Source organism: Castellaniella defragrans 65Phen, assembly GCF_000612685.1.
GTDB classification, from domain to species: Bacteria; Pseudomonadota; Gammaproteobacteria; order Burkholderiales; family Burkholderiaceae_B; genus Castellaniella; species Castellaniella defragrans.
In genome coordinates this window covers 3,481,603-3,507,304 of the sequence record NZ_HG916765.1, presented here as the reverse complement: position 1 = coordinate 3,507,304, position 25,702 = coordinate 3,481,603, and the positions used below count along the sequence as shown (strand labels likewise).

24 protein-coding genes, 1 tRNA gene and 2 pseudogenes are annotated in these 25,702 nt (G+C 66.9%); 14 read left to right on the top strand and 13 right to left on the bottom strand.

Annotated features, from left to right (window positions below; genetic code table 11):
- The first annotated feature begins 33 nt into the window (after positions 1–33).
- The 3 genes from BN940_RS15600 to BN940_RS15590 are packed head-to-tail and all read left to right on the top strand — an operon-like array spanning position 34 to position 3,342.
- Positions 34–684 carry a helix-turn-helix domain-containing protein gene (locus tag BN940_RS15600; RefSeq protein WP_242404213.1) on the top strand — a complete coding sequence of 217 codons (651 nt, stop codon included), beginning with the start codon at positions 34–36 and terminating at the stop codon, positions 682–684.
- On the top strand, positions 677–1,600 hold the full coding sequence (locus tag BN940_RS15595) for a delta(1)-pyrroline-2-carboxylate reductase family protein (protein ID WP_043684466.1): 924 nt from the start codon (positions 677–679) through the stop codon (positions 1,598–1,600). Before BN940_RS15600 ends, BN940_RS15595 begins: the two co-directional genes overlap by 8 nt.
- Positions 1,601–1,659: 59 nt before the next feature.
- The gene (locus BN940_RS15590) at positions 1,660–3,342 is read left to right on the top strand and encodes a thiamine pyrophosphate-binding protein (RefSeq protein ID WP_052356108.1); all 1,683 of its coding nucleotides are present in this window, start codon (positions 1,660–1,662) and stop codon (positions 3,340–3,342) included.
- Here BN940_RS15590 and BN940_RS15585 read toward each other — a convergent pair.
- A complete protein-coding gene (locus BN940_RS15585; RefSeq protein ID WP_052355951.1) occupies positions 3,299–4,246 on the bottom strand; it encodes a LysR family transcriptional regulator ArgP in 948 nt (315 codons plus the stop codon). The genes BN940_RS15590 and BN940_RS15585 overlap by 44 nt on opposite strands.
- 309 nt (positions 4,247–4,555) lie before the next feature.
- Here BN940_RS15585 and BN940_RS15580 point away from each other — a divergent pair, with 309 nt between their 5' ends.
- Entirely contained in the window at positions 4,556–5,191 is a 636-nt protein-coding gene (locus BN940_RS15580) for a LysE/ArgO family amino acid transporter (protein ID WP_457912094.1), read from the top strand.
- Here BN940_RS15580 and BN940_RS20175 read toward each other — a convergent pair.
- Positions 5,188–7,233 (bottom strand): methyl-accepting chemotaxis protein, encoded by a 2,046-nt coding sequence (locus BN940_RS20175; RefSeq protein ID WP_052355950.1) that lies wholly within the window; start codon positions 7,231–7,233, stop codon positions 5,188–5,190. The genes BN940_RS15580 and BN940_RS20175 overlap by 4 nt on opposite strands.
- Before the next feature lie 255 nt (positions 7,234–7,488).
- Between BN940_RS20175 and htpG the strand changes: the two genes are divergently transcribed.
- From htpG to BN940_RS19290, 6 genes are all read left to right on the top strand, one after another.
- A complete protein-coding gene (htpG, locus tag BN940_RS15570; RefSeq protein ID WP_043684461.1) occupies positions 7,489–9,390 on the top strand; it encodes a molecular chaperone HtpG in 1,902 nt (633 codons plus the stop codon).
- A 299-nt stretch (positions 9,391–9,689) separates the two neighbouring features.
- Positions 9,690–10,808, top strand: a complete 1,119-nt coding sequence (locus BN940_RS15565) for an S-(hydroxymethyl)glutathione dehydrogenase/class III alcohol dehydrogenase (RefSeq protein WP_043684459.1) — start codon at positions 9,690–9,692, stop codon at positions 10,806–10,808.
- Entirely contained in the window at positions 10,795–11,634 is an 840-nt protein-coding gene (gene fghA, locus BN940_RS15560; RefSeq protein WP_043684456.1) for an S-formylglutathione hydrolase, read from the top strand. Before BN940_RS15565 ends, fghA begins: the two co-directional genes overlap by 14 nt.
- 212 nt (positions 11,635–11,846) lie before the next feature.
- A complete protein-coding gene (locus tag BN940_RS20360) occupies positions 11,847–12,191 on the top strand; it encodes a PhzF family phenazine biosynthesis protein (RefSeq protein ID WP_409360361.1) in 345 nt (114 codons plus the stop codon).
- A 4-nt stretch (positions 12,192–12,195) separates the two neighbouring features.
- Complete coding sequence (locus tag BN940_RS15550; RefSeq protein WP_043684451.1) at positions 12,196–12,825, top strand: Fic/DOC family protein; 630 nt, start codon at positions 12,196–12,198, stop codon at positions 12,823–12,825.
- 25 nt (positions 12,826–12,850) lie between these two features.
- Complete coding sequence (locus tag BN940_RS19290) at positions 12,851–13,030, top strand: hypothetical protein (protein WP_158386315.1); 180 nt, start codon at positions 12,851–12,853, stop codon at positions 13,028–13,030.
- Positions 13,031–13,072: 42 nt separating this feature from the next.
- On the opposite strand, the gene BN940_RS15545 is transcribed toward BN940_RS19290, so the two are convergent.
- The 3 genes and pseudogenes from BN940_RS15545 to BN940_RS15535 all read right to left on the bottom strand — a co-directional run.
- Positions 13,073–13,900 carry an isocitrate lyase/PEP mutase family protein gene (locus BN940_RS15545; RefSeq protein ID WP_043684449.1) on the bottom strand — a complete coding sequence of 276 codons (828 nt, stop codon included), beginning with the start codon at positions 13,898–13,900 and terminating at the stop codon, positions 13,073–13,075.
- 154 nt (positions 13,901–14,054) lie between these two features.
- On the bottom strand, positions 14,055–15,740 hold the full coding sequence (locus BN940_RS15540) for an AIPR family protein (protein ID WP_158386313.1): 1,686 nt from the start codon (positions 15,738–15,740) through the stop codon (positions 14,055–14,057).
- A gap of 146 nt (positions 15,741–15,886) precedes the next feature.
- Positions 15,887–16,075, bottom strand: a pseudogene (locus BN940_RS15535) (VOC family protein); the annotation flags it as partial.
- 76 nt (positions 16,076–16,151) lie between these two features.
- Between BN940_RS15535 and BN940_RS15530 the strand changes: the two are divergent.
- Entirely contained in the window at positions 16,152–17,234 is a 1,083-nt protein-coding gene (locus BN940_RS15530; RefSeq protein WP_043681547.1) for an IS630 family transposase, read from the top strand.
- Positions 17,235–17,256: 22 nt separating this feature from the next.
- Here BN940_RS15530 and BN940_RS19990 read toward each other — a convergent pair.
- From BN940_RS19990 to BN940_RS15515, 4 genes and pseudogenes are all read right to left on the bottom strand, one after another.
- Positions 17,257–17,496 (bottom strand): annotated as a pseudogene (locus BN940_RS19990) (VOC family protein); the annotation flags it as partial.
- Positions 17,497–17,502: 6 nt separating this feature from the next.
- On the bottom strand, positions 17,503–18,057 hold the full coding sequence (gene ampD, locus BN940_RS15525; protein WP_052356107.1) for a 1,6-anhydro-N-acetylmuramyl-L-alanine amidase AmpD: 555 nt from the start codon (positions 18,055–18,057) through the stop codon (positions 17,503–17,505).
- 90 nt (positions 18,058–18,147) lie between these two features.
- Positions 18,148–18,396, bottom strand: coding sequence for a PP0621 family protein (locus BN940_RS19115; protein WP_043684443.1), 249 nt, complete (start codon positions 18,394–18,396; stop codon positions 18,148–18,150).
- Positions 18,389–19,240, bottom strand: a complete 852-nt coding sequence (locus tag BN940_RS15515) for a cytochrome C assembly family protein (protein ID WP_043684440.1) — start codon at positions 19,238–19,240, stop codon at positions 18,389–18,391. Before BN940_RS15515 ends, BN940_RS19115 begins: the two co-directional genes overlap by 8 nt.
- Positions 19,241–19,334: 94 nt before the next feature.
- Between BN940_RS15515 and ffh the strand changes: the two genes are divergently transcribed.
- The gene (ffh, locus tag BN940_RS15510; RefSeq protein ID WP_043684437.1) at positions 19,335–20,753 is read left to right on the top strand and encodes a signal recognition particle protein; all 1,419 of its coding nucleotides are present in this window, start codon (positions 19,335–19,337) and stop codon (positions 20,751–20,753) included.
- Positions 20,754–20,884: 131 nt separating this feature from the next.
- Here the strand turns inward: ffh and bfr are convergent, their stop codons facing one another.
- From bfr to trmB, 4 genes are all read right to left on the bottom strand, one after another.
- Positions 20,885–21,349 (bottom strand): bacterioferritin, encoded by a 465-nt coding sequence (gene bfr / locus BN940_RS15505; protein ID WP_043684434.1) that lies wholly within the window; start codon positions 21,347–21,349, stop codon positions 20,885–20,887.
- Positions 21,350–21,499: 150 nt separating this feature from the next.
- Entirely contained in the window at positions 21,500–21,700 is a 201-nt protein-coding gene (gene thiS / locus BN940_RS15500) for a sulfur carrier protein ThiS (RefSeq protein ID WP_043687704.1), read from the bottom strand.
- A gap of 18 nt (positions 21,701–21,718) precedes the next feature.
- Entirely contained in the window at positions 21,719–22,660 is a 942-nt protein-coding gene (gene pip, locus BN940_RS15495) for a prolyl aminopeptidase (RefSeq protein ID WP_043684431.1), read from the bottom strand.
- Complete coding sequence (gene trmB, locus BN940_RS15490; protein WP_221291597.1) at positions 22,657–23,409, bottom strand: tRNA (guanosine(46)-N7)-methyltransferase TrmB; 753 nt, start codon at positions 23,407–23,409, stop codon at positions 22,657–22,659. Before trmB ends, pip begins: the two co-directional genes overlap by 4 nt.
- Positions 23,410–23,495: 86 nt before the next feature.
- On the opposite strand from trmB, the gene BN940_RS15485 reads away from it, so the two are divergent.
- Positions 23,496–23,569 (top strand) — tRNA-Gly (locus BN940_RS15485).
- A gap of 239 nt (positions 23,570–23,808) precedes the next feature.
- Positions 23,809–25,662: a tyrosine-type recombinase/integrase gene (locus BN940_RS15480; RefSeq protein WP_043684428.1), complete on the top strand. Its 1,854-nt coding sequence runs from the start codon at positions 23,809–23,811 to the stop codon at positions 25,660–25,662.
- Positions 25,663–25,702: the final 40 nt, after the last annotated feature.

Below are 25,702 nucleotides of genomic sequence, written 5' to 3'. Positions count from 1 at the left end.
CGGGCCGGGCGCCGCATCGGAAGGGATGGAAAATTGAGCATCGACGCAGTCAAGGAACGCCAGTCGGCGCTGGCCGAGCGCCTGAAATCGCTGCGCCTGCGGCGCGGCTGGACCCAGGGGCAGGCGGGGGACGCCAGCGGGGTGTCGGCGTCCGCCTGGTCGAAGATCGAGAACGGCCTGATGTCCCCCACCTACGACGTGCTGCTGCGCCTGGCCCACGGCCTGGGCGTGGACGTGGCCGAGCTGTTCGTCCCCGCGCGGGAGCACATGGGCGCGGGCCGGCGCAGCGTCGAGCGGGCGGGCGAGGGCGAGATCCACGAGACGCCGATATACCGGCACCGGCTGCTGTGCTCGCAGCTTTCGCACAAGCGCATGATGCCGTTCCGCAGCACCATCAAGGCGCGCGACCTGGCGGCGGACGAGGGCTGGAGCCGGCACGAGGGCGAGGAATTCGTCTATGTGCTGGAAGGTGCGGTCGAGCTGCATACGGAATACTATCGGTCCGTGATCCTGGGGGCCGGCGACTGTTTCTACATCGACAGCCGCATGCGGCACCGGCTGGTCAACGCCGGCCCGCGGGATGCCGAGGTGCTGTGGCTCAGCATGGCGCCGTCCGGCGTGGCCGCGCCGGGGATCGGGAGCGGGTCCGGGTCGTCCGGGAACGAGGAGAATCGCGATGAATGAGACGGGACGCGCCCTGCACGACGCGGCCGAGACGCGCGCCCTGCTGCCCTTGCCGGACCTGATGCGGGAAATCGCCCGGGCGGCGGAGGACCTGGCGGCGGGCCGCCTGTGCGCGCCGGCGCGGCAGGCCGTGCCGTTTCCCGGCGGCGCGGTGATGCTGTCCATGCCGGCCACGGCGGCCGACGTCGGCATCCACAAGCTGGTCAACGTCGCGCCGGGCAACCGCGCGCACGGCCTGCCGACGATCGACGGCCTGGTCTCGGTCCATGACGGCGAAACCGGTCGGCTGCGCCTGCTGCTGGACGGGCCGGCCGTCACGGCGCGGCGCACGGCGGCGGTGTCGATGCTGGCCGCGAGCCGCCTGCTGCCCGGCGGCCCCCGCCACGCGGCCGTGTTCGGCACCGGCGTCCAGGCGGCGGGCCACGTCCAGGCGCTGCTCGAACTGCATCCGCACGCGCGGGTGGACGTGATCGGCCATGCGCCCGGCCGGGCCGAGGCCTGCGCCCGCACCTTCGGGACGGACCGGGTCCGGCCGGCGCGCGGGGTCGATCCGGCCGCCGACCTGGTGATCACGGCGACGACCAGCGCCGTGCCGGTCTACGACCAGCCCGCGCGCGTCGGCCGGCTGGTGATCGGCGTGGGAGCCTACCGCCCCGACCTGGCCGAGATCGGCGCGCGCACCCTGGCGGACAGCCATCTGTTCGTGGACGATCCCGAGGGCGCGCGGCACGAGGCGGGCGACTACCTGCAGGCGGGCGTGGACTGGCTGCGCGTGCGGTCCCTGGCCGGCCTGCTGGCCGCCGGGCCGCCCGAAGGCGCGGCCGTCTTCAAGTCCGTCGGCTGCGCGGCCTGGGATCTGGCCGCCGCGCGCTGCGCCCTGCGTTTCGCTCACTCTTCGGAAAGGAATCTTTCATGACCACGCGTCACAGCGCCAGCCCCGCCTTCCAGAGCGGGGCCGGGCATGGCCACGCCGGCATGGCGGCGCGCGCCGCCAGCCGTCCGGCCCCCCGCCTGGCGGGGCACGTCCTGGTGGATCAGCTGCGCCTCCATGGCGTGGAACACGTATTCTGCGTGCCGGGTGAAAGCTATCTGCCCGTGCTCGACGGCCTGGTCGATGCCGACATCCAGGTCACGGTCTGCCGCCAGGAAGGCGGCGCCGCCATCATGGCCGAGGCCTACGGCAAGCTGACCGGCCGGCCCGGCGTGTGCCTGGTGACTCGCGCGCCGGGCGCCACCAACGCCTTCGCGGGGGTGCACGTGGCGTCGCAGGACTCCACGCCCCTGATCCTGCTGGTCGGGCAGATCGACCGGGCGATGCGCGACCGCGAGGCCTTCCAGGAAATGGACTACCGCGCCGTGTTCGGCACCCAGGTCAAGTGGGCCGCCGAGATCGACCAGGCCGAACGCATTCCCGAATACCTGTCGCGCGCCTTCCACGTGGCGCTGTCCGGGCGGCCGGGGCCGGTGGTGCTGGCCCTGCCCGAGGACATGCTGGGCGAATCCGTCACGGTGGCCGACGCGCGGCCCTGCCACGTGCCCGAGACCCTGCCGCCGGCCGCGCAGATCCAGGCCCTGGCCGACCGCCTGGCGGATGCGGAACGGCCGCTGGCCATCCTCGGCGGCAGCCGCTGGGACGCCCGTTCCGTGCAGGCCTTCGGCGCCTTCGCCGAGCGCCACGCCCTGCCGGTGGCGGTGCAGTTCCGCCGCCAGATGCTGTGCCCCGTGGACCATCCCTGCTTCATCGGCGACCTGGGGCTGGGCGCCGATCCCCGGCTGCTGGAGGCGATCCGCGAATCCGACCTGATCCTGGCCGTGGGCGGGCGCCTGTCCGAAGTCCCCAGCCAGAGCTACACCCTGCTCGACGTGCCGAATCCGTCCCAGACGCTGGTTCACGTGCATCCCGACGTCGGCGAGCTGAACCGGGTCTACCAGGCGGACATCGCCATGGCCTGCGCGCCCGGCACCTGGGTGCGCGCCATCGAGCCCCTGGCGCCCACGGCGACCACGGTGCGCCGCCAGCGCTGCGAGCGGCTGCATGCGCGGCGCCAGGAATGGAGCGATCCGTCCGCCATCGAGCATCCCGGCGCCCTGCAGATGGGCCGGGTGATGGCGCACCTGAACGCCGTGCTGCCGGAGGACGCCATCCTGACCAACGGGGCCGGCAACTACGCCACCTGGCTGCACCGCTACTATCGCTTCCGCGCCTACGGCACCCAGCTCGCGCCCACCTCGGGCTCGATGGGCTACGGCCTGCCCGCGGCGGTGGCCGCCCAGCGCCTCTACCCGCACCGCCGGGTGGTGTGCATGGCGGGCGACGGCTGCTTCATGATGCACGGCCAGGAATTCGCCACGGCGGTCCAGTACGGCCTGCCGATCCTGGTGATCCTGATCGACAACGGCATGTTCGGCACCATCCGCATGCACCAGGAGCGGCGCTATCCCGGCCGGGTGTCCGCCACCGCGCTGCGCAATCCCGATTTCGCGGCCTATGCGCGCGCCTTCGGCGGCCATGGCGAGCGCGTCGAGACGACCGAGGATTTCGCCCCCGCGCTGCGGCGCGCCCTGGACAGCGGCCTGCCGGCCATCCTGCACTGCCTGCTGGATCCGGAGGCCATCACGCCGACGACGACCCTGAGCCGCCTGCGCCAGGGGAACTGACCGGTGCGCGGGCCGGCCGCACCAGGGCGCGCGCGGCCCGCAGCACGGCCGAGGTCAGCAGCTCCATGGTGTGCGCGCCGGTGCGCCAGTGCTGCCAGTACAGCGGCACGTCGTGCCAGGCCCGCGCCCGCAGGGGCATCAGGCGGCCGTCTTCCAGCGCCTCGCGGACCATGGGCAGCGGGTTCATGGTCCAGCCCAGGCCGGCCAGCGTGGCCGAAACGAAGGCGTGCGACGAGGGCACCCACCAGGTCGGCGGCTGCCAGGGCGTGTCGCCCATCACCTGGCGCGCGAACTGGGCCTGCAGGGCGTCCTTGCGGTTGAAGACCAGCACCGGCGCGCTCGCCAGCGCGTCCGGGGTCACGCCGCGGGCGAAATGCCGGGCGTGGAAGGCGGGCGCGCAGGTGGCGACGTAGCGCATGCGCCCCAGCGCGTGGACCCGGCAGCCCTGCACCGGATCGCCCAGCGTGGTGACGGCCGCCAGCACGCTGCCGTTGCGCAGCAGGGCGGCCGTGTGGTCCTGGTCCTCGGAGATCAGGTCCAGCGTGGTGCGGGTCTGTTCCGCGTAGCGCGTGGCCGCCTCGATGAACCAGGTCTCCAGGCTGTCGTGGTTGACCGCGATGCGCAGGCTGGGCGCGGGGCGGTCCTCGCCCATGCCCAGGCGCTCCAGCGCCTCGTGCTCCAGCAGGGCGGCCTGCTCGGCCAGCCGCACCAGGACGCGGCCGTCGTCCGTGGGCTGCGCCGGGATGGTGCGCAGCACCAGCAGCCGCCCCATGCGCGATTCCAGCGTCTTGATGCGCTGGGACACGGCCGAGGGGGTGACGTGCAGGGCCGCGGCGGCCCGCTCGAAGCTGCCTTCGCGCACCACGGCCGCCAGGGCGCGCAGGTTGTCGTGATCCAGTTGCATGGGCGTGGGTTCCGGTGCGGAGTGCCGGGCGTTCCGTGTCCGGCGGTGCGTGGGTCGGTGGGGCATTCGATGCCGGGCGTCCGCCGTCCGCCACCGACGCCATGTATTAAGCCTGGCTAAATCATATTTAAATAAATTAGCTGTATTTTATATCCCGTCTTGCGCACAATGTGGTCCTGGCCCCCGCGCGGCGTCCGTTCCAGCCCCCGCGCGCGGCGGGCCGGTGGACGGCCCGGGCTTCGCGCCGCCCGCCGCCCCGGCCCTTGTTCCGTTCCTTGTTCCGTTCCTCGTCCGCCACCGCAGGAGTCCATGATGTTCGCCGCCGCCATGCCCACCGTGTCCCCCCTGGTCGCCGCCTGGACCAGCGGGACGCTGACGGGCCTGGGCATGTTCGCCGTGGTGGGCGCGCAAAGCGCCTTCATCCTGCGCCAGGGCATCGCCCGCGCCCACCTGAGCGCCATCCTGCTGGTGTGCGCCCTGATCGACGCCTGCTTCATCTTCGGCAGCGTGTCGGGCCTGCAGGCGCTGACGGCCTGGCTGCCCGGGCTGGCGGGCGCCGTGCAATGGTGCGGGGTGGCGTTCCTGTCGTGGTACGGCGTCCAGTCGGCGCGCCGGGCCTGGCGCCCGGCCGCCGGTCCCCGGGCCGACCAGGCCGCGGTGTCCTCGCGCCGCGCCGCCCTGCTGGGGGCGGTGGGCTTCACCCTCCTCAACCCGCATTTCTGGCTGGACATGATGGTGCTGGGCTCGATCGCCCACGGCTTCGCCGACGCCCGCTTCGGCTTCGCCGCCGGGGCCCTGACCGCCAGCGTGCTGTGGCTGGCGGCGCTGGGCCTGGGGTCGCGGCTGTGCGCGCCGCTGTTCCGCGATCCCCGCGCCTGGCGCTGGCTGGACGGCGGCATCGCCGCCGTCATGTTCCTGCTGGCCTGGCGGCTGCTGCCCCTCTAGCCCGGCAGGCGCGCCTTCTGGCCGGGCAGGCGCGGCACGTCCGCGCGGCCCAGGGCAGGGGGCTGCTCCGCGGCGGCCGGTTCCGCCTCCCCGGTTTCCCCGGTGCGGAACACCGCCACGGTGTCCGCCAGGCGGTCGGCCTGTTCCCGCAGGGAATCGGCGGCGGCCGCCGCCTGCTCGACCAGCGCGGCGTTCTGCTGCGTCACCTGATCCATCTGCGTGACCGCCAGGTTCACCTGGTCGATGCCGGTGGACTGTTCGTTCGAGGCCGAGGCGATTTCCCCCATGATGTGCGTCACCCGGTCGACAGCCGCCAGGACTTCCTGCATGGTGGCGCCCGCGTCGCCCGCCTGGCGCGTGCCGGATTCGACTTCCCTGGACGCCGTCTCGATCAGCGCCTTGATCTCGCGCGCGGCCTCGGCGGAGCGCTGGGCCAGGGCGCGGACCTCGCCGGCCACCACGGCGAAGCCGCGGCCCTCCTCGCCGGCGCGCGCGGCTTCCACCGCCGCGTTCAGGGCCAGGATGTTGGTCTGGAAGGCGATGGAATCGATCACGCCGATGATGTCGGTGATGCGCGACGAGCTGTCGGCGATGCGCTTCATGGTGTCCACCATGCCGTGGACGGCCTGCTCGCCCTGGTGGGCGGTCTGCGAGGCCCCCGCGGCGAGCTGGTCGGCCTGGCGGGCGTTGTCCGCGTTCTGCCGCACGGTCGAGGCCAGCTCTTCCATGCTGGCGGCCGTCTCCTGCAGGGAGGCGGCCTGCTCCTCGGTGCGGCTGGACAGGTCGGTGTTGCCCACGGCGATCTCGCGCGCGCCCGTGTGGATCTCGCCCACGCTGCGGCGCACCTGGCGGATCATGCGGCGCAGGGCGTCCTGCGTGCCGCGCAGGCTGTCCAGCAGCTGGTGGACCTCGTTGCGGCTGCCGGCCGGGCTGTCCGGGATCTCGTGGGTCAGGTCGCCCGCGCCCAGCCGCTGCATGCCGGTCACCACGTCGCGCACTGGCCTCAGGGTACGGCGGGCCAGCCAGCGGATCAGCAGGGAAATCAGCAGCGTGCCCAGCAGCATCACGCCCAGCTGGATCCACATCGCGCGGGTGCTTTCGGCCAGGTAGTCGTCGACGCCGCCGAAGCCGTACATCAGCCAGCCCCAGTTGGGCACCGTCTGCCAGGCGAGGAAGATCTCCTCGCCCCGGACCGTGATGCGCGTCACCCCGGCCGGGGCCGACTGGAAGGTGCCGTGCATGGCGGCGAAGTCGGCCGGCGGATTGCCGGCGCTCAGCAGGTCGCCGGGCTTGCCGAAGGTGCCGGCGACGCGGATCCAGTCCTTGCCGTCGGCGGTCGGCCGCAGCACGAACAGCTGGCCGTACTGGGCCAGCTTGGTCTCGGTCAGGTCCTTGAGCACCGGGTCGATCTGGGCGCTGATGTCCAGGTGATCGACGATGCCGCCGTAGACCTTGCCGCCGTCCTTGAGCGGGTTGATCGTGATCAGGTGCCATTTGTCGCCGATCAGGCCGGGCGCGTGCACGACCTCGCCCCCGTCCAGGGCCCGGGCGATGGGGTCGGAGGGATCCAGCGTCCCGCCCAGGGCGTGGTCCGGCCGGTCCTGGTAGGCGCTGGCGATGCGCGTCCAGCCCTTGCCGGTGCGGGCGTAGACCTCGGCCGACATGCCGGTGACGCTGCGCATCAGGTCCTGGTCGCCGTTGATGGGCATGCCCGAGGACTTGAACACCGGCAGGCCGTTCTCGACCTGGCCGGTGGGCTTGGGCTCGCCGTTCATGTAGCGGATCAGCACCGGGTACAGGGATTCGCTGCGCTTGCGGGCGATGTCGTAGATCAGCTGCAGGGTGCGGTCGTAACCCTGCAGCCCGTAGCGGTTGGCGGCGCTGACGTTGTCGATGGCCGTCTGCCGGTTCTGCCAGGTGATGATGGAGGCCAGGACCGCCATCACCAGGATGGTGATCAGGGTGGCGGCGATGAACAGCTGGGTGCCGAGTGTGGCGCGCGCCATGCGGCCGGCGTTCTGGCCCCCGGGTCGTCTGGACATGGTATGTCTCCTGCGGAGCGATGCATTCTTGTGGAAGGTTCTTGTGGAAGATAACCTTAGCGGATCGCGTCCTATCCGGAGATGTCTGGAAACAAATGAGGACTATTCATGGAAAGCATGGTCCCGGGGCGCCGGCCATCTTGAAAACCGCGCCCGCCGGCCCCATGTGAACAGGCAGCCCGTCCCGCCGGCCGCCGTTCGGCCGTCCGCGGGGCGCCCTGCAATCCCGCGAGAACCTTCGACCCCATCCGAATCATGAGCGAAACCGACACCAAGACGGCCGAAACCCTGGGCTTCCAGGCCGAAGTCAAGCAGTTGCTGCACCTGATGATCCATTCCCTGTACAGCAACAAGGAAATCTTCCTGCGCGAACTCGTGTCCAACGCCTCCGACGCCTGCGACAAGCTGCGCTTCGAGGCCATCGACCATCCGGAACTGCTCGAAGGCGATGCCGACCTGCGCATCCGCGTCGAGTTCGACAAGGCCGCCCGCACCGTCACCATCAGCGACAACGGCATCGGCCTGTCGCGCGACGAGGCGGTCGCCAACCTGGGCACCATCGCCCGCTCCGGCACGCGCGAATTCTTCTCCCAGCTGACCGGCGACAAGCAGAAGGACGCCCAGCTGATCGGCCAGTTCGGCGTGGGCTTCTATTCGTCCTTCATCGTCGCCGAGAAGGTCGCCGTGCGCAGCCGCCGCGCCGGCCTGCCCGCGTCCGAGGGCGTCCTGTGGGAATCCGACGGCCAGGGCGAATTCTCCGTGTCCGCGATCGAGCGCGAAGAGCGTGGCACCTCCGTCACGCTGACCCTGCGGGCCGACGAGGACGAATTCCTGTCGAGCTGGAAACTGCGCGAGATCCTGCGCCGTTATTCCGACCACATCTCCCTGCCCATCCAGATGAAGAAGGAAGAGTGGGACGCGGAGAAATCCGAGCAGGTCGTCAAGGACGAATGGGAAACCGTCAACCAGGCCAGCGCCCTGTGGACCCGGTCCAAGTCCGATATCACCGACGAGCAGTACAAGGAGTTCTACAAGCACGTCGCCCACGACTACGAGGACCCGCTCGCCTGGACGCACAACCGCGTCGAGGGCCGCAGCGAATACACCCAGCTGCTGTACGTCCCGAAGCGCGCCCCCTTCGACCTGTGGGACCGCGACGCGCGCCGGGGCGTGAAGCTGTACGTCAAGCGCGTCTTCATCATGGACGACGCCGACCAGCTGCTGCCGGCCTACCTGCGCTTCGTGCGCGGCGTGGTCGATTCCGCCGACCTGCCGCTGAACGTCTCGCGCGAGATCCTGCAGGAAAGCCGCGACGTGCGCGCCATCCGCGACGGCTCCGCCAAGCGCATCCTGGGCCTGCTCGAAGAGCTGGCCCAGGACAAGCCCGAGGAATACGCCGAATTCTGGACCCAGTTCGGCCAGGTGCTCAAGGAAGGCGTGGGCGAGGACCCCGCCAACAAGGACCGCATCGCCGGCCTGCTGCGCTTCGCCTCCACCCAGTCCGACAGCCCGGCGCAGACCGTGTCCCTGGCCGACTATATCGGCCGCATGAAGGAAGGCCAGGACAAGATCTACTACCTGAGCGCCGACTCCTACGCCGCTGCCGCGCACAGCCCGCACCTGGAAGTCTTCCGCCGCAAGGGCCTGGAAGTCCTGCTGCTGTCCGACCGCGTGGACGAATGGATGCTGTCCTACCTGCGCGAATTCGAGGGCAAGGCCCTGGCCTCGGTCGCCAAGGGCGGCCTGGACCTGGACGCCCTGGCCGACGAGGAAGAAAAGAAGCAGCAGGCCGAGGCCGCCGAGGCCTTCAAGCCCACCATCGAGCGCCTGAAGGCCGCCCTGGGCGAGCGCGTCAAGGAAGTCCGCGTCACCGCCCGCCTGGTGGATTCGCCCGCCTGCGTGGTCGTGGACGAGCACGAGCTCAGCCCGCACCTGCTGCGCATGCTCAAGGCCGCCGGTCAGGACGCTCCCGAGGTCAAGCCCATCCTCGAAGTGAACCCGCAGCACGCCCTGGTCAAGCGCCTGGAGGCGCAGCCCGACGCGTCGTTCGGCGACTGGGCCGAGCTGCTGCTGGACCAGGCCATGCTGGCCGAAGGCGCGGCGCTGAAGGATCCGGCCGCGTTCGTGAAGCGGGTGAACGCGCTGCTGCTGGGATGAGCCGGGACGTAGGACAGCCCCTGCGGGCTGTCCTACGCCTGGCGAATCCGAGCGGCATGCAGGCCGCGAGGTGGGGCAGCCGGGACGTAGGACAGCCCCTGCGGGCTGTCCTACGCCTGGCGAATCCGAGCGGCATGCAGGCCGCGAGGTGGGGCAGCCGGGCCGCCCTGCGCATCAGGACCCTGAGAACCGGGAGCGCCGTGGATCGCGGCGCTCCCGGTTTGTCTTCCCGCCTGCTTCTGGCCATAATCGGCCTGAACCCCGCCTGCGCCGGGCGGGGCGGAATTGGAGACAGACTGATGAAATCCCGCGCCGCCGTGGCCTTCGAGGCCGGCAAACCCCTGCAGATCGTCGAGATCGACGTCGAACCGCCCCGCAAGGGCGAAGTCCTGGTCCGGATCACGCATACCGGTGTCTGCCACACCGACGCCTTCACCCTGAGCGGCGACGATCCCGAAGGCGTGTTCCCCGCCGTGCTCGGCCATGAAGGCGCGGGCATCGTCGTCGAAGTCGGCGAGGGCGTCACCAGCGTCGCGCCGGGCGACCACGTCATCCCCCTGTACACCGCCGAATGCGGCGAATGCCTGTTCTGCACATCGGGCAAGACCAATCTGTGCGTGGCCGTGCGCGCCACCCAGGGCAAGGGCGTGATGCCCGACGGCACCACGCGCTTTTCCTACCAGGGCCAGCCCATCCACCACTACATGGGGTGCTCGACCTTCAGCGAATACACCGTCGTCGCGGAAGTCTCGCTGGCGAAGATCGATCCGGCCGCCAACCCCGAGCAGGTCTGCCTGCTGGGCTGCGGCGTGACCACCGGCATCGGCGCCGTGCGCAACACCGCCAAGGTCCAGCCCGGCGACACCGTGGCCGTCTTCGGCCTGGGCGGCATCGGCCTGGCCGTGGTCCAGGGCGCGCGCCAGGCGGGCGCCGGGCGCATCATCGCCGTGGACACCAATCCCGACAAATTCGCGCTGGCGAAGGTCTTCGGCGCCACCGACTGCGTCAACCCCAAGGACCACGCCGAGCCCATCCAGCAGGTCATCGTCGGCATGACCGGCTGGGGCGTGGACCACAGCTTCGAGTGCATCGGCAACGTCAACGTCATGCGCGCCGCGCTGGAATGCGCCCACCGCGGCTGGGGCCAGTCCATCATCATCGGCGTCGCCGGCGCCGGCCAGGAAATCTCCACCCGGCCGTTCCAGCTGGTCACCGGGCGCTCCTGGCGCGGCACCGCCTTCGGCGGCGTCAAGGGCCGCTCGCAGCTGCCCGGCATGGTCCAGGAAGCCATGCGCGGCGACATCGACCTCGCGCCCTTCGTCACCCACACCATGGCGCTGGACGGCATCAACGAAGCCTTCGACCTGATGCACGCAGGCAAATCCATCCGTTCGGTGGTGCACTATGGAACGCATTGAGCAACACGCCTGCTTCGGCGGCCGCCAGGAAGTCTGGCGGCATGCCTCGGCCGTGCTGGGCTGCGACATGCGCGTCGGCGTCTTCCTGCCCTCGGCCGCCCTGCGCGGCGAATCGTGTCCCGTGCTGTACTGGCTGTCCGGCCTGACCTGCACCGAGCAGAACTTCATCACCAAGGCGGGCGCCCAGGCGCACGCCGAGCGCCACGGCCTGATCCTGGTCGCGCCCGACACCAGCCCGCGCGGCGCGGACGTGGCCGACGACCCGGCCTACGACCTGGGCCAGGGCGCTGGCTTCTACTTGAACGCCACCCAGGCGCCCTGGGCGGCCCACTACCGCATGCAGGACTACGTGGCCGAGGAACTGCCCGGGCTGATCGAGCGGCATTTCCCCGCCTCGTCCGCGCGGTCCATCGCCGGCCATTCCATGGGCGGGCACGGCGCGCTGGTCACCGCCCTGCGTCATCCCGGGCGCTACCGCAGCGTGTCGGCCTTCTCGCCCATTGTTGCGCCTTCGCAGGTGCCCTGGGGGCGAAAGGCCTTTGCGGCCTACCTGGGGGATGATCCCGCCGCCTGGACCCGCTGGGACGCGGTGGAGCTGATCCGCGCGGCTTCGCCCGCCGATCACCTGCCGATGCTGGTGGACCAGGGCCTGGACGACGAGTTCCTGGACGAGCAGCTGCGGACCGACCTGTTCGAGGCCGCGTGCCTGGAAGCGGGATACATGGCCACCGTGCGCCGGCATGCCGGCTACGACCACAGCTATTACTTCATCGCCAGCTTCATCGGCGAGCACGTCGCCTTTCATGCGGCGGAGTTGAGGGGGTAGGGCTCGGACCAGACAGTTCTCCGGAAGCCGGTATCCGAGTTCCGTTCAATATTTCAATATGCCGGAACAGGGGACGGACTTGCCTTTGCGGCGGCCGGGCCATCTCCGCGTCGTTGACGCTCATCGGCATGGCTGGCCGGCGCGGTTTTGATGCCGCTGGCTGGGCCTCAAGTAAACTGGGGATCAACTGAAAAAGTGAGCCTCACATGACCTTGAATGGCACCGCCAGCCAGCAAATCAACGGCTATCCCGTGGACCGGCTGGCCGCGTTTTCGGATGGCGACAGCGGCGGCAATCCGGCCGGTGTCGTCATTTGCGAGGCCTTGCCGGACGCCGTCACCATGCAGGCCATTGCCGCCGAGATCGGCTATTCCGAAACGGCGTTCGCGGCGCTGGCCGGCTATCTGCGGGATGCGGGCTGGCCGCACGGTGGCGCCATCGACATTCTCCAGGGCGAGGACATGGGTTCGCCCAGCCGGATCCATGCGGAAATCCCGCCGGAAATTGGCGCCAGCATCCGGATTTCGGGGACGGTGCGGGCGTCGGGCGGATCATGATGGCATGAGCTCCAACCGTTACCAAGCCACTGGTTCGCAGGCTGAATACCAGCCCGGATCAAACGAGCAGGTGCTGCGGAATCGGCAAGGCATCACGGATCCGGCCGTGATGGTCGAACTCGAGACGAGGCTGTTGCTGCGGCTCTATGAACGGATGATGCGGGAGCAGTTTCCCAATCGGCGGCTGGACGTGGCCGACCTGATGGGATGGCACTACCAGTGGCTGGGCAATCTGTACGACTGGGCCGGGCGGCCCCGGTCCGTCAACATGAGCAAGGACGGCTTCCATTTCGCCGCCGCCATGCAGATTCCCCGGTTGCTGGACGAGTTCGAGCGGAAATACCTGCATCGCTACACGCCCTGCCATGATATCGACGACAGCACCTTGGCCGAGGCCATCGCCGTCTGCCATGTCGAACTGATCCTCATTCATCCGTTCCGCGAAGGCAACGGACGCCTGTCCCGTTTGCTGGCCGATGTGATGGCGGTGCAGGCCGGTCGCGGCCCCTTGGACTACAGCCAGTGGGATGCGGACAAGACCACGTACTTCACCGCGATCCAACGCGGGGTGGGCATGGACTATGCGCCCATGCGCGCATTGGTCAGCGTTGCGCTGGCTGGGCAGGGCGGCTGAGCGCCGCCAGGGAAACCTGGGGAAGATGGCTATCCCCGCTGCGCAATTTTGCTTCGATATCAGCGATGCGTTGGCCCGTTTCGATGGCCGTGGAACTGGCCACGGCACGCAGGATGGCTTCCTGGCTTGGAGGTTGATGCATGCGCTGACTGGACATGAAATGCCTGATTCAGAAGGAATGTTCCATTTTACCGCCTGGGCCTGAAAGCGGCCATCTTGCTGTGGTGCCCATCCTACGCCGCCCGCGCTATGGACTGCCGGGGCCGAAAAGCCGGGCCATGTCCGCATAACTGACCGCCTCTTCACCGAACGTGAACGTGCCGTGTTCCGCCATTTCGCGGCCGGCGCGCAGGAATGCGCCGAACGCCGCGCGGCTGAGCGCGCTGCCCACGCTGATGCGCTTCACGCCCATGTCCGATAGCTCGTCCAGCGTGAAATGCATTCCGGGCGATCCCATCAGCACGTTCACCGGCCGGTCCACCGAACGCACCACGGCGAGGATGTCCTCGCGCGTGCGCAGCCCCGGCGCGTAGAGCACGTCGGCGCCGGCCTCCTGGTAGGCCTGCAGGCGGCGGATCGTGTCCTTCAGGTCCGTGCGTCCGTGCAGATGGTTTTCCGCCCGCGCCGTCAGCATGAACGGGTAGGGCAGCGTCCGCACCGTCTCGACCGCCGCCGTCACGCGATCCACCGCCTCGGCCAGTTCGTAGATCGGATCATCCGGCCGGCCGGTGGCGTCCTCGATGGAGGCCCCCACGGCGCCCGCCTGCGCCGTCAGGCGGTAGGTTTCCGCGATGCCTTCCAGCGTGTCCGCGTACCCGTTTTCCATGTCCGCGCTGACGGGCAGATCGGTGGCTGCAGCCAGTTCCGCGACGTGCGCCAGCATCTGGTCCCGGCCGACCTGGTAGTCGGGCAGGCCTCGGGTATAGGCGTAGCCCGCGCTGGTGGTCGCCAGCGCCTGGAAACCCATGCCCGCCAGCAGTTTCGCCGTGCCGATGTCCCAGGGGTTGGGGATGATGAAGGCGCGGGGGGAGTGGTGGAGGGTGTGGAAGAGGCGGGCTTTTTGATGGAGGGGCATGGGGGGCTGTCAGACGGGAACTGTAAGGGTTTATGGGTATTTTCTTATAGAGGAGGGCAGCTATCGACCCAAAGCCGTCATTCGCACATATCGCTGGCAGTCACTCGAGTAAGCGTTTCGATACGAGGCGATGTCAACTATGAAAATACAGGCACTATGCTCGCGACTGTATTGCCACAGCCATCAACGCATCGGTAAAAGGCTCCGTTCGCAATGGGGCGGACTCAAGATCCCCGTTGGCTACAGCCAGCACTGCATCAGTCGCGCGCTTAAACATCCTTTCCGACTCAGCTGCGCTCCAAAGTTTTTCTATCAGCGGCTTGCACATGCGCTCGATCGCGTTCGAGTTCATCTTGGGGAGCGGAGACGGCATCTCGTACAGACGTAACGCTAAAAGGATTTCATAGCGCGCAGACCTATACTCAGTGGGTAGGATTTGATTCCGGAATAGGTATTCAAGTCGATAAGACGCCAGTGCTGCAACATAGTACGGTTCGAGCTTGTCAGTTGGCACAAACAGGTCACTTCCGACGCGATCGAGAATTCGCCGATAGCTCCTGGTGGCCCTATGTGGTTCTTGCAGGAACATAGATGCAAAGGCTCGGATCAAACCGCCAGGTGTAATGACTCGGGTCTTTTCGATGCCTCCAACACTGTTGTACTGGCGCGAACGCCGTTCATAGTACAGGCGCTGATCATCAGGGAATGCACCGAAGTATGTCTCTAGCTTCTTCTGGAAATCAGAAAGAGCGAGCAACTGCTCCTCGCGAACTTCGGTTTGCCGGTTCGTTGCCTTCACGATCGACGAAATGACCTCGTCATCACGTGTCGCAATCAGCCGAAGCGGAACCATCACCGTTTCGTCCAGAAGATCTCTCTGATCGTGCAACACGTGGCTCGTTTGACAACCGTTGACGACCTGATAGTCCTCGATATAGAAGCGGTTGGCGGTAGTTCTTAGGGTCTTGGCAATAACTGTTACGCCGTTGTTCATCAGCGCAAAGCGCGATCTGGTCGCACCGGACGTCAGCGTTTCACGCATTTCGCTGTTGACCACATTGAAGTCCTGCCAGTCGCGGACGTTGTCATAGAAGATCCCCTTGAGGATCTCATGATTCTCGTCCTCTACAAGCCTTAGGAATTCTGGGGCAGGCAATAACCCGACGTAGGACTCGGTGACTCCTTCGATATTCGGCACGACTGCCTTCAAAGCGAAATCGAACTCTCGCGAAACAGAATTTCGGCTCTCTCGGTTCAGGCGCTGAATTCCTTCCGAATCCACCGGGATAAATTCGACACTGCGAAAGATGCGCAGGGCGGTCAGATCATCAGTCGCCGCCCGTCGTCTGGCCTCGAGAGCGGCGTCGCCTGTCCAGACACCGGTCGTGACGTAGTACAGACGACATGTCGGATTACCCCGCTTGAATTTGCTGCTCTGCCTGTAGATCGCAGACATGACTTTTCCAAGCTTAGTGACTTCCTTGCTTCGCGGGAGTGATGGTTCGTCCTTAAAGAAATCCAGGACTCCGTAGCAAAACTGTCCAATCTTCGCTGTCTCAAACGATGAGGATCGTTCCGTTTGAACGAAGATAAACGACACGTCGAGGTAGCCATTCCGCTCTACGAATTCCTGTATTACCGCATCGTCGTCTACAAGTGAGCCGTTTACGATAATCGCGATGGCATCGATTCCCGTATCCCCGCCTGATCCTACGACGGTATCAGAGGTGTCGAACGCTTCAGAGAGTGACCGCCCAACCGTTAGAAAGGATGCAAAGTGTTCGAACTGCTTGTCCTCGGCTAGGGAGGCAAGGCCCTGCTCGGCGATAAACTCGGTCAACAAAGATTTCGTTATGCGGTCCATATTGTTTGACAGTTTTTAGGTTTCATCATTCTGACGGATATTTCATTACAGAGATAGCATTGGGGCGGATTTTCGAATGCCCGTTTCTGGCCGAAGCCGGTCATTCAAACGCCACACCCCTCTCACTCTTCGGGCACCAACCTCGGATTCCAAACCACCTCCCACATATGCCCGTCCGGGTCCTGGAAATATCCCGCGTACCCGCCCCAGAACGTCTCCTGCGCCGTCTTCACGATCACGGCACCTGCGGCGGCGGCCTGTGCCATCACCTCATCCACCTCGCCCCGTGAAGCCACGTTATGCCCTAGTGTTGTGTTTCATTAATTTGTTTATTTATTCAATAGTTTGAAATAAAATGGTGGACGCTTCTTTCGATGAGTGTCCACCATGAGCAAGCCGGCGGCAGAATTTCACTTGTCTGACTCGGATCGCACCGAGCTGCGAGCATGGTTGCGTAAGACCACGCTTGACCAACGGCTGGCCCAGCGCGCCAGAATTCTGCTGGAGCTGGACGCCGCGATGCCGCCTGCCAAGGTGAGTGAACGCCTGGGATTGTCGGCACCTGTGGTGTTCAAGTGGCGCAATCGGTACGAGGAACAGGGGCTTGAGGGGTTGAGGGATCTCCCGCGTCCCGGGCAGCCCCGCAAGCTCAGTGAACAGAAGGTGCACGAGATCCTCACGCTCACCACACAGCGCGTCCCGGCCGAGGCCACGCATTGGAGCTTGCGGCTGATGGCTAAGCACACCGGGGCCTCCGTCTACCAGGTACGTCAGGTCTGGCAGGCGGCGGATCTGAAGCCGCATCGGCTGCAGACCTTCAAGATCAGCAATGACCCGCACTTCGCCGAGAAGGTCGTCGACGTGGTGGGCCTGTACATGGCCCCGCCCGAGAACGCCGTCGTGCTCTCGGTCGATGAGAAGACGCAGATTCAGGCGCTCGATCGCACGCAGCCCATGCTGCCGTTGCGCCCGGGGCAGGTCGAGCGGCGCACGCATGACTACAAGCGCCACGGCACAGCGAGTCTCTATGCGGCGTTCGACATTCTCACGGGCAACGTCATGGGGCGTATCACGGCACGCCACCGCGCAAAGGAGTTCCTCGACTTCATGCGCCAGATCGACAAGGCGACAGACCCCGCCCTGGACTTGCACGTCATCCTCGACAATAGTTCCACGCATAAAACGGCGGAAGTCAAAGCCTGGCTGGCCAAGCACCCCCGCGTGAAGTTGCACTTCACGCCCACGAGTGCCTCGTGGCTGAACGCCGTCGAGCGATGGTTCGCAAGCCTTGAGCGCCGAGCCTTGTATCGAGGCGCCTTTGGCAGCGTGCAGGAGTTGCGCGAGGCCATCCGCCAGTTTATCGATACCCATAATGCCTATAGCGCCAAGCCATTTCGTTGGACCAAGAGCGCCGAGGCCATCCTCGCGAAAGTCGCGCGTGCAAGAGCGGCCACAGCTGGGTATAAATAATCGTATTAATAAAACACCACACTAGGCTGAATTCCGTGGCGCTGGCCGAACTCAGCGGTAGTCCGGAATCTTTCGCCAGACTCGCACGCGGCCAGACCGCCAGCTTCAATCCCGGCTGCAGGTCGAAAAACGCAACTGCGCCGTCCTCGAATTCTTCACCGATGATGCCCTCGGTCGCCAGCCCCAAGCCATCCCGGTAGAACCGCAGGGACCGTTCCAGGTCATCGACGCCCAGGGTAATGACGGTGACGCGTGGTTTCATGGCTGGCTACCTCGTGGTTGATTCGAATCGATCCCAGTCGAAGGCAGGTCCCGGATCGGTCTTCCGTCCCGGCGCGATATGCTCGTGCCCCCGCACCGCCCGGATCGGATGTCGGGCCCGGATCGCCGCCGCCAGCGCGGCCAGCCGTTCGTACTGCGCATCCGTATAGGCCAGCGTGTCCGTGCCTTCCAGTTCGATCCCGACGGAAAAGTCGTTGCAGCGCTCCCGTCCTTCGAAGGACGACACCCCCGCATGCCAGGCCCGCAGCACCGTGGGCACGAATTGCACGATCGTCCCGTCGCGGCGGATGAGGAAATGGGCGGAGACCCGCATGTCGCGGATGTTTTCGAACCAGGAGTGGGATGAGATGTCCAGGCGGTTCTGGAAGAAATCGATGATGGCGTCGCCCGTGAACACGCCGGGCGGCAGGCTGATGTTGTGGATCACCAGCAGGTAGGGGTCCTCGCCGTCGGGACGCTGGTCGTGGTTGGGGGAGGGGCGGCGTAGGATGCCGGGGGCAACCGTGCGGTGGCCGGTGCTGTCCACAGGCGGTGGATCCATCGCCTCCCCGGCGCTTCCGGTCAGCCAGCCATCCGGCCCGATGGACAGGGACAGTCCCGGCGCGGGCTCGGAGGGCGCGCCCGCCGTCATTTATTTCCCCAGGCCGAGCCGGGCGTGTTCCGCGCAGCACCAGGTCTTGCCCTGGCTCTGGTAGGCCTCGGAGCGGGGCAGGTAGATGCGGCAGTGGGCGCAGCGGACCATGGTTTCGGACGCGGTGCGCGCGTCGTCGGCCTGCCGGCGGGCGGCGGCCTGGCGCGCCTGGGCCTTCTGGTGGCTCAGGACGCGGGAGACGAACAGGACGGCCAGGATGATGACCGCCCAGAGCAGGAATTTACCCAAGTGTGCCTCGTTGCAGGATGACTTCCAGGACGAACCGGCTGCCCGTGTAGGACAGCAGCAGGAAGGCGAAGCCGGCCAGCGTCCAGCGCAGGGCGATGCGGCCGCGCCAGCCCTGGATGTGGCGCCCCGCCAGCAGCACGCCGAAGGTGACCCAGGACAGCAGCGTGAAGACGGTTTTGTGGTCCATGGGCAGGGCGTGGCCGCCCAGGCGCAGGGACACGATGATGCCGGTCAGGACGGTGAGCGTGAGCACGCCGAAGCCGATCCAGATCAGGCGGAACAGCAGTTGTTCCAGGGTCAGCAGCGGCGGCATGGCGCCCATGGCGCGGCCGATGGCGCCCTGTTCGCCGGCGGATTCGATGGGGCGGTGCAGGTGGCGGTCCAGCACGGTCATCAGCATGGCGTGCAGCGCGGCGACGGTGATCAGGCCGTAGGCCGTCATGGCGATCAGCAGGTGCACGCGCAGCCAGTCGTTGCTGGCGTGGGGCACCAGGTAGCCCTGCGGGAACACGGCGGCCAGCAGGCTGACCAATGCCGCGATGGGCAGCAGCAGGAGCAGCAGGCTGTCCAGGCGCAGCAGGAAATTTTCGATCCAGAAGACGATCATGCCCAGCCACATGGCGGTGGACAGGGCCAGCGCCCAGCTGAGATACAGGCCGTCGGACGCCAGCACGGCGGTCGCAAGGCCGACGCCGTGCAGGGCGATGGCGCCCAGCAGGCAGCTGCGGCCGATGGTGCCGGTGGGGCGGACATCGCTCGCCCGCGCGATGGGACGCCACAGGGCCAGGCCCAGCACGGCATAGGCCAGCGCGGCAAGCAAGTGAAATACAATGCTGACTGACATAGTCCTATCGGTGTCCGGCGCGCAGGGCCGCGCCCCAAAAGCATCCATTTTATGCGCTGGCCGACGGATCAACCAGTTTTACGGATACGGCATCATGCTCGATAACCTGACATCCCGCCTGTCGCGCATCGTCAAGACCATGCGCGGCGAGGCCCGCCTGACCGAAGCCAACACCCAGGAGATGCTGCGCGAGGTCCGCATGGCGCTGCTGGAGGCCGACGTGGCGCTGCCGGTGGTGCGCGATTTCGTGGCGCGGGTGAAGGAAGCCGCTCTGGGGCAGGAGGTCGTGGGCAGCCTGAACCCGGGCCAGGCGCTGGTCGGGGTGGTGCACAAGGAACTGACCGCCCTGATGGGGGGCGACCTGGGCGCCGCGGCGGGCGAGCTGTCGCTGGCGGCCCAGCCGCCGGCCGTGATCCTGATGGCCGGCCTGCAGGGCGCGGGCAAGACCACCACCGTCGGCAAGCTGGCCAAGTGGCTGTCCGAGGGCAATCACGTCCAGTACGGCCGCAAGACCGGCCGCAAGAAGGTCCTGGTGGTCAGCGCGGACGTCTACCGTCCGGCCGCCATCGACCAGCTGAAGACCGTGGCCGCCCAGGTGGGCGTCGATTTCCTGCTGACCGAGCCCACGCAGAAGCCGCAGGACATCGCCCGCGACGCCCTGGACCACGCCAGGCGCCATCACTACGACGTGCTGATCGTCGACACGGCGGGGCGCCTGGGCATCGACCAGGCGATGATGGACGAGATCTGCGATTTGCACGCGCTGCTCTCGCCGATCGAGACGCTGTTCGTGGTGGACGCGATGCAGGGTCAGGACGCGGTCAACGTGGCGCGCGCCTTCTCCGATGCGCTGCCGCTCACGGGCGTGGTGATGACCAAGCTGGACGGCGATGCGCGCGGCGGCGCGGCGCTGTCGGTGCGCCAGGTCACCGGCAAGCCGCTGAAGTTCGTCGGCGTGTCGGAAAAGCTCGACGGCCTGGAGCCCTTCCATCCCGAACGCATGGCCCAGCGCATCCTGGGCATGGGCGACATCGTGTCGCTGGTCGAGCAGGCCCAGAAGAACATCGACATCGCCGAGGCGCAGAAGCTCGCCGCCCGCATGAAGTCCGGCGACCGCTTCGACCTGAACGATTTCCGCGACCAGCTGCAGCAGGTGAAGAAGCTGGGCGACATGGGCTCGCTGCTGGAAAAGCTGCCGGCGCAGTTCGCCCAGGCGGCGGCCCAGGTGCAGGGCGGTCAGGCGGAAAAGCAGCTCGCCCGTACGGAAGGCATCCTGAATTCCATGACGCCGCTGGAACGCGCCAAGCCCGAACTCATCAAGGCCTCGCGCAAGCGCCGCATCGCCGCGGGCTCGGGCGTCCCGGTCCAGGAAGTCAACCGCCTGCTCAAGCAGTTCGAGCAGATGCAGGGCATGATGAAGCAGATGAAGAAGGGCGGCATGGCGAAGATGATGCGCGCCATGGGCGGCCTGAAGGGCCTGGGCGGATTCGGCCGGGGCGGCGGTTTCCGCTGACCGGTCCGCTCCGGTTTGCCCGATCCCAGCCGAATCAGGCTGGGCGGACTGGGTCCGGTGGACCGGGCCTGATGGGCCGGGCTGAGGGCCTGGATCGAGGGGTCGGGTTGGCGGATCGGCGGCCTGGCGGATCAGGTCTGCGACTGCAGGTAGTTCTGCAGGCCGATCTTCTCGATCAGGCCGAGCTGCTTTTCCAGCCAGTAGGCGTGGTCGGACTCGGTGTCGTGCAACTGCTGCAGCAGCAGGTCGCGGGTGACGTAGTCCCCGTGGGTCTCGCAGATCGCGATGCCTTCGCGCAGGGACGCGCGCACTTCGTATTCCAGCGCCAGGTCGGCGCGCAGCATGCCGGGCACGTCCGTGCCCGCCGTGAAGGCGTCGGGCCGCATGTCGGGCTCGCCTTCGAGCATCAGCAGGCGCTGCAGCAGGCTGTCGGCGTGCTGGGTTTCTTCCTGCATTTCATGGTCGCTGCGGGCGTGGAGCTTGGTCAGGCCCATGTCCAGGTAGCGGCGCGAATGCAGGAAATACTGGTCGCGCGCCGCGAGCTCGCCGCGCAGCTGTTTCGTGAGGTAGGCGATGACTTCGGGGTGGCCTTGCATGGTGCGCCTTTGGGTGCGTGTTGCTGGTGGTTGAAGTATGCCATGCCTGGGGAGGATCTAGGATTGAGGCATCTCTCCACCTCGCGGCCTGCATGCCGCTCGGATTCGTCTGGCATGGGACAGTCCGCGGGGACTGTCCCATGTCCCGCCTCATCCCCCCCCCACTGCCACGACGATCTCGATCCGGTCGCCCTCGGCCAGCGGGGCCTGGGCGTGCTGGCTGCGGGGCACGATGTCGCCGTTGCGTTCCACCGCGATGCGCTTGCCCTCGTAGCCCAGGCGGACCACCAGGTCGTGGACGGTGCGCACGCCGTCCAGGGCGGTTTCGGTGCCGTTCAGCAGGATGTTCAGGCTCATGGCGTGGTCTCCTCAATCGCCGGCGTAGCGGTCGGTGGCGGCCAGCAGCTGCACCAGGATGCCGGGTTCGTCGAAGGCGTGGCCGGCGTCCGGGATCATGCGGAATTCCGCCCGCGGCCATGCGCGATGCAGGTCCCAGGCCGATTTCGCCGGCGTGCAGGCGTCGTAGCGGCCCTGCACGATCACGCCGGGAATGTCGGCCAGCCTGTGCGCGTCGCGCAGCAGCTGGCCTTCTTCCATGAAACCCCGGTTCACGAAATAGTGATTCTCGATGCGGGCGAAGGCCAGCGCCGCCTGGTCGGCGGCGTGCGCCTGATGGTGCGCAGGGTTGGGCAGCAGGCTGATGGTGTGGCTTTCCCACTGGGTCCAGGCGTGCGCGGCCTGCAGCTGCGCCAGGGGATCTTCGCCCGTCAGGCGGCGGTGGTAGGCGGCCATCAGGTCGTCGCGCTCGGCCTCGGGGATCGGGGCCAGGTAGCCTTCCCACAGATCGGGGAACAGCCAGGACGCGCCTTCCTGGTAGAACCAGCGCAACTCCGCCTGGCGCAGCAGGAAGATGCCGCGCACGATCAGGGCGTGCACGCGCTCCGGATGGGTCTCGGCGTAGGCCAGCGCCAGGGTCGAGCCCCAGGAGCCGCCGAACACCACCATCCTGTCCGCGTGCAGGACTTCGACACGCAGGCGCTCGATGTCGGCGACCAGGTCCCAGGTGGTGTTGTGCTCGATGTCGGCCGAGGGCGTGGACCGGCCGCAGCCGCGCTGGTCGAACAGCAGGATGTTGTAGCGCTCGGGATCGAAGAGCCGGCGGTGGGCGGGCGAACAGCCCGCGCCCGGCCCGCCGTGCAGGAACACGACCGGCCGGCCCTGGGGATTGCCGCACAGTTCCCAGTAGACGCGGTGGCCGTGGCCGGCGTCCATGAAGCCTTGCGCATAGGGTGCGATCTCGGGGTACATCAGACCGTCTCCGGTGAAGATGCGGCGTCCGCCGGGGCGCGCCGCGTGAACATCAGGTCCCAGACCCCGTGGCCCAGGCGCAGGCCGCGGTTCTCGAACTTGGTCAGCGGACGGTAGTCGGGGCGCGGCGCGTAGTCCGCGCAGGTGTTCTGCAGCGACGGCTCCGCCGACAGGACTTCCAGCATCTGCTGGGCGTAGTGTTCCCAGTCCGTGGCGCAGTGCAGGTAGGCGCCGGGCGCCATGCGGCTGCTCAGCAGCGCGACGAATGCCGGCTGGATCAGGCGGCGCTTGTGATGGCGCTTCTTCGGCCAGGGGTCGGGGAAGTAGATGTGCACGCCGGCGAGCGACCCCGGCGCGATCATGTCGCGCAGCACCTCGACCGCGTCGTGCTGGATGATGCGGATGTTGTCCAGTCCGCTTTCGTGGATGCGCTTGAGCAGCGCGCCCACGCCGGCGTTGAAGACTTCAACCCCCAGGAAGTTGTCGCCGGGGCGGGCCTGCGCGATCTTCTGGGTGGTCTCGCCCATGCCGAAGCCGATCTCCAGGATCACCGGCGCCGTCCGCCCGAAGGCCGCCGACAGGTCGATGGGCGTGTCCTGATAGCGGATCGACCAGCGCGGCAGCCACTCGGCGATCGCCTGTTCCTGGCTGGGGGTGATGTGGGCGCGGCGATGGACGAAGCTGCGGATGTGCGTGCTGCCCGACGGAGTCTGGGCCGTGACGATGGGCGGGGGGGATTTGGGCAGGTTCAAAATGCTGGTAAAATGTCGGGCTGCAAGGGACTTGGTGAATCCTCGATTTTACCAACGAATCCTTGCCGTCATCGATCCTCCTCGATGCGGGCGTAGTTTAATGGTAAAACTTGTGCTTCCCAAGCATACGTCGTGGGTTCGATTCCCATCGCCCGCTCCACTTTGACTTTCCAGGGCGTTCCAAGGATGTCCATGGAGAGTTGCAAGTCATTGTCACGATTCGATTTTTTCAAAATCTTCGATCCAGTGACGTCCAGCGAAATCCACTGACAGCCGGTCAAAACCGGTACATTAAGTGGTACATCTCAATGCGGAGCTTCCCGATTCCGCATTGTTGATGGAGGGGCGAGGTCGACGTGACCAGCATCTGGTTCCTGACTCATGTTCAGGAGCAAGAGCATGGCACTCTCAGACCTGGCCGTTCGACAGGCCAAGGCAACAGGCAAGGCATACACCCTCCCTGACTTGGATGGCCTCTCCCTGGCCGTCACCGCTGCAGGGGGCAGGACTTGGCACTTCCGCTACTACTGGGCGGGCAAGCAGAAGCGGATGTCGCTCGGCACCTACCCGGAGGTGACTCTTCGCGAGGCCCGCAGCCTGCGCGACGAAGCGCGCGCCCTGCTGGCCAAAGGCACCAATCCTCGCGTTCACCGCAAGCAGAAGCGCACCGCTGTCCGGCTCGCCGACGAAAACACCTTCGAGGCGGTATATCGCAAGTGGCTCAAGCATCGCGGGCTCAGCCTCAAGGAAGGCCGGCAGACGACCCTCTCGATACTTCCGCGCATCTTCGACAAGGATGTGCTGCCCACCTTGGGCAAACGGTCGATCTATGAGATCAAGCGTCCCGACCTCTTGGAGGTGATCGCCAAGATCGAGAAGCGCAGGGCGCTCTCCGTCGCCGAGAAAGTCAGGACGTGGTTCAACCAACTGTTCCGCTACGCGCTGGTGATCGTGCCGGGCCTGGAGCAGAACCCTGCCTCCGATCTCGATGTGGTGGCGCTGCCGCTGCCACCCGTCAACCACAACCCGTTCCTGCGCATGGCCGAGCTGCCGAAGCTGTTGCAGAGGCTGCGCAGCTATCGCGGCAGGCGGCAGACCCAGCTCGGGCTGCGGCTATTGCTGCTGACCGGCGTGCGAACCGGCGAGCTGCGACAGGCGACGCCGGATCAATTCGATCTGGACCGCGGGCTGTGGATCATCCCGCCCGACGTCGTGAAGCAACTCCAGGTGGATATGCGCAAGAAGCGGCAGCAGCCGAAGGACATCCCGCCCTACATCGTGCCGCTGTCGATTCAGGCCATGGAGATCGTCCGGCACCTGCTGGATGAGTTCAAGCCGGCCCAGCGCCACCTGTTCCGGCACGACAGCGACTTGAAGAAGCGCATCAGCGAGAACACGCTCAATGGTGCCCTCAAACGCATGGGCTATCAGGAACGCCTGACCGGACACGGCATCCGCGGCACGATGTCCACTGCGCTCAACGAGATCGGCTACCCGAAGGTCTGGGTGGATGCACAGCTCTCGCATGTCGATCCCAACAAGGTCAGCGCGACCTACAACCATGCCGAGTACGTGGAGCAGCGTCGCCGCATGATGCAGGACTGGGCCGATCGGCTCGATCTCTTCGAGCAGAACCAGGTCGAGGCGGCCAGCATGCCGCTCACCGTGCATCTGGAAGGCGTGCCCGCATTCCCGAGTGAGCAAACCGCAAGCGCCCCTTCTACGCCGGTTGCCGCTTCGCCAATCCTGCTCGTGACGAAGCCGGGTGACGCCATGCCGTTGGTTTCTGCCGCCGCACATCGGCTGCCGGCGGTTCCGCCCCCTCGATCGGCAGCGCCGCTGGTGCCTTCGGACATTCAGCGCGAGAGGATGGAACTGTTCGATGTCTTCGAAGCGCCGCACAACCTTCCCGTTGCTGCGTTTGCCAAGATGGCGGGCAAGTCCCGCAGGTGGATCAGCTACGAGATCAAGGCGGGCAACTTGCTGGCGTTGAACGTGGGCAACCGCGGCCAGCGCGTGCCGGATTGGCATCTCGACCCACTCAAACACGAGCTGATCCAGTCCGTCCTGAAGCTGACCAGGGGTGCGGACCCTTGGCAGATCTACCATGCACTGCTGCAACCGCGCTCGATGCTGCGGGGGCATTCGGCACTGGAGGGCGTGACGGCCAGCAATCTCGACAAGCTCGTCATGGCAGTGAGCACAGCCGTGAAGGAAAGCGAATGGACCCCGCTGCGAGTCGGAGTCGCCTAGCAGCAGGAATGCGGGATCGTGGCGAAACCGCGATCCCCGC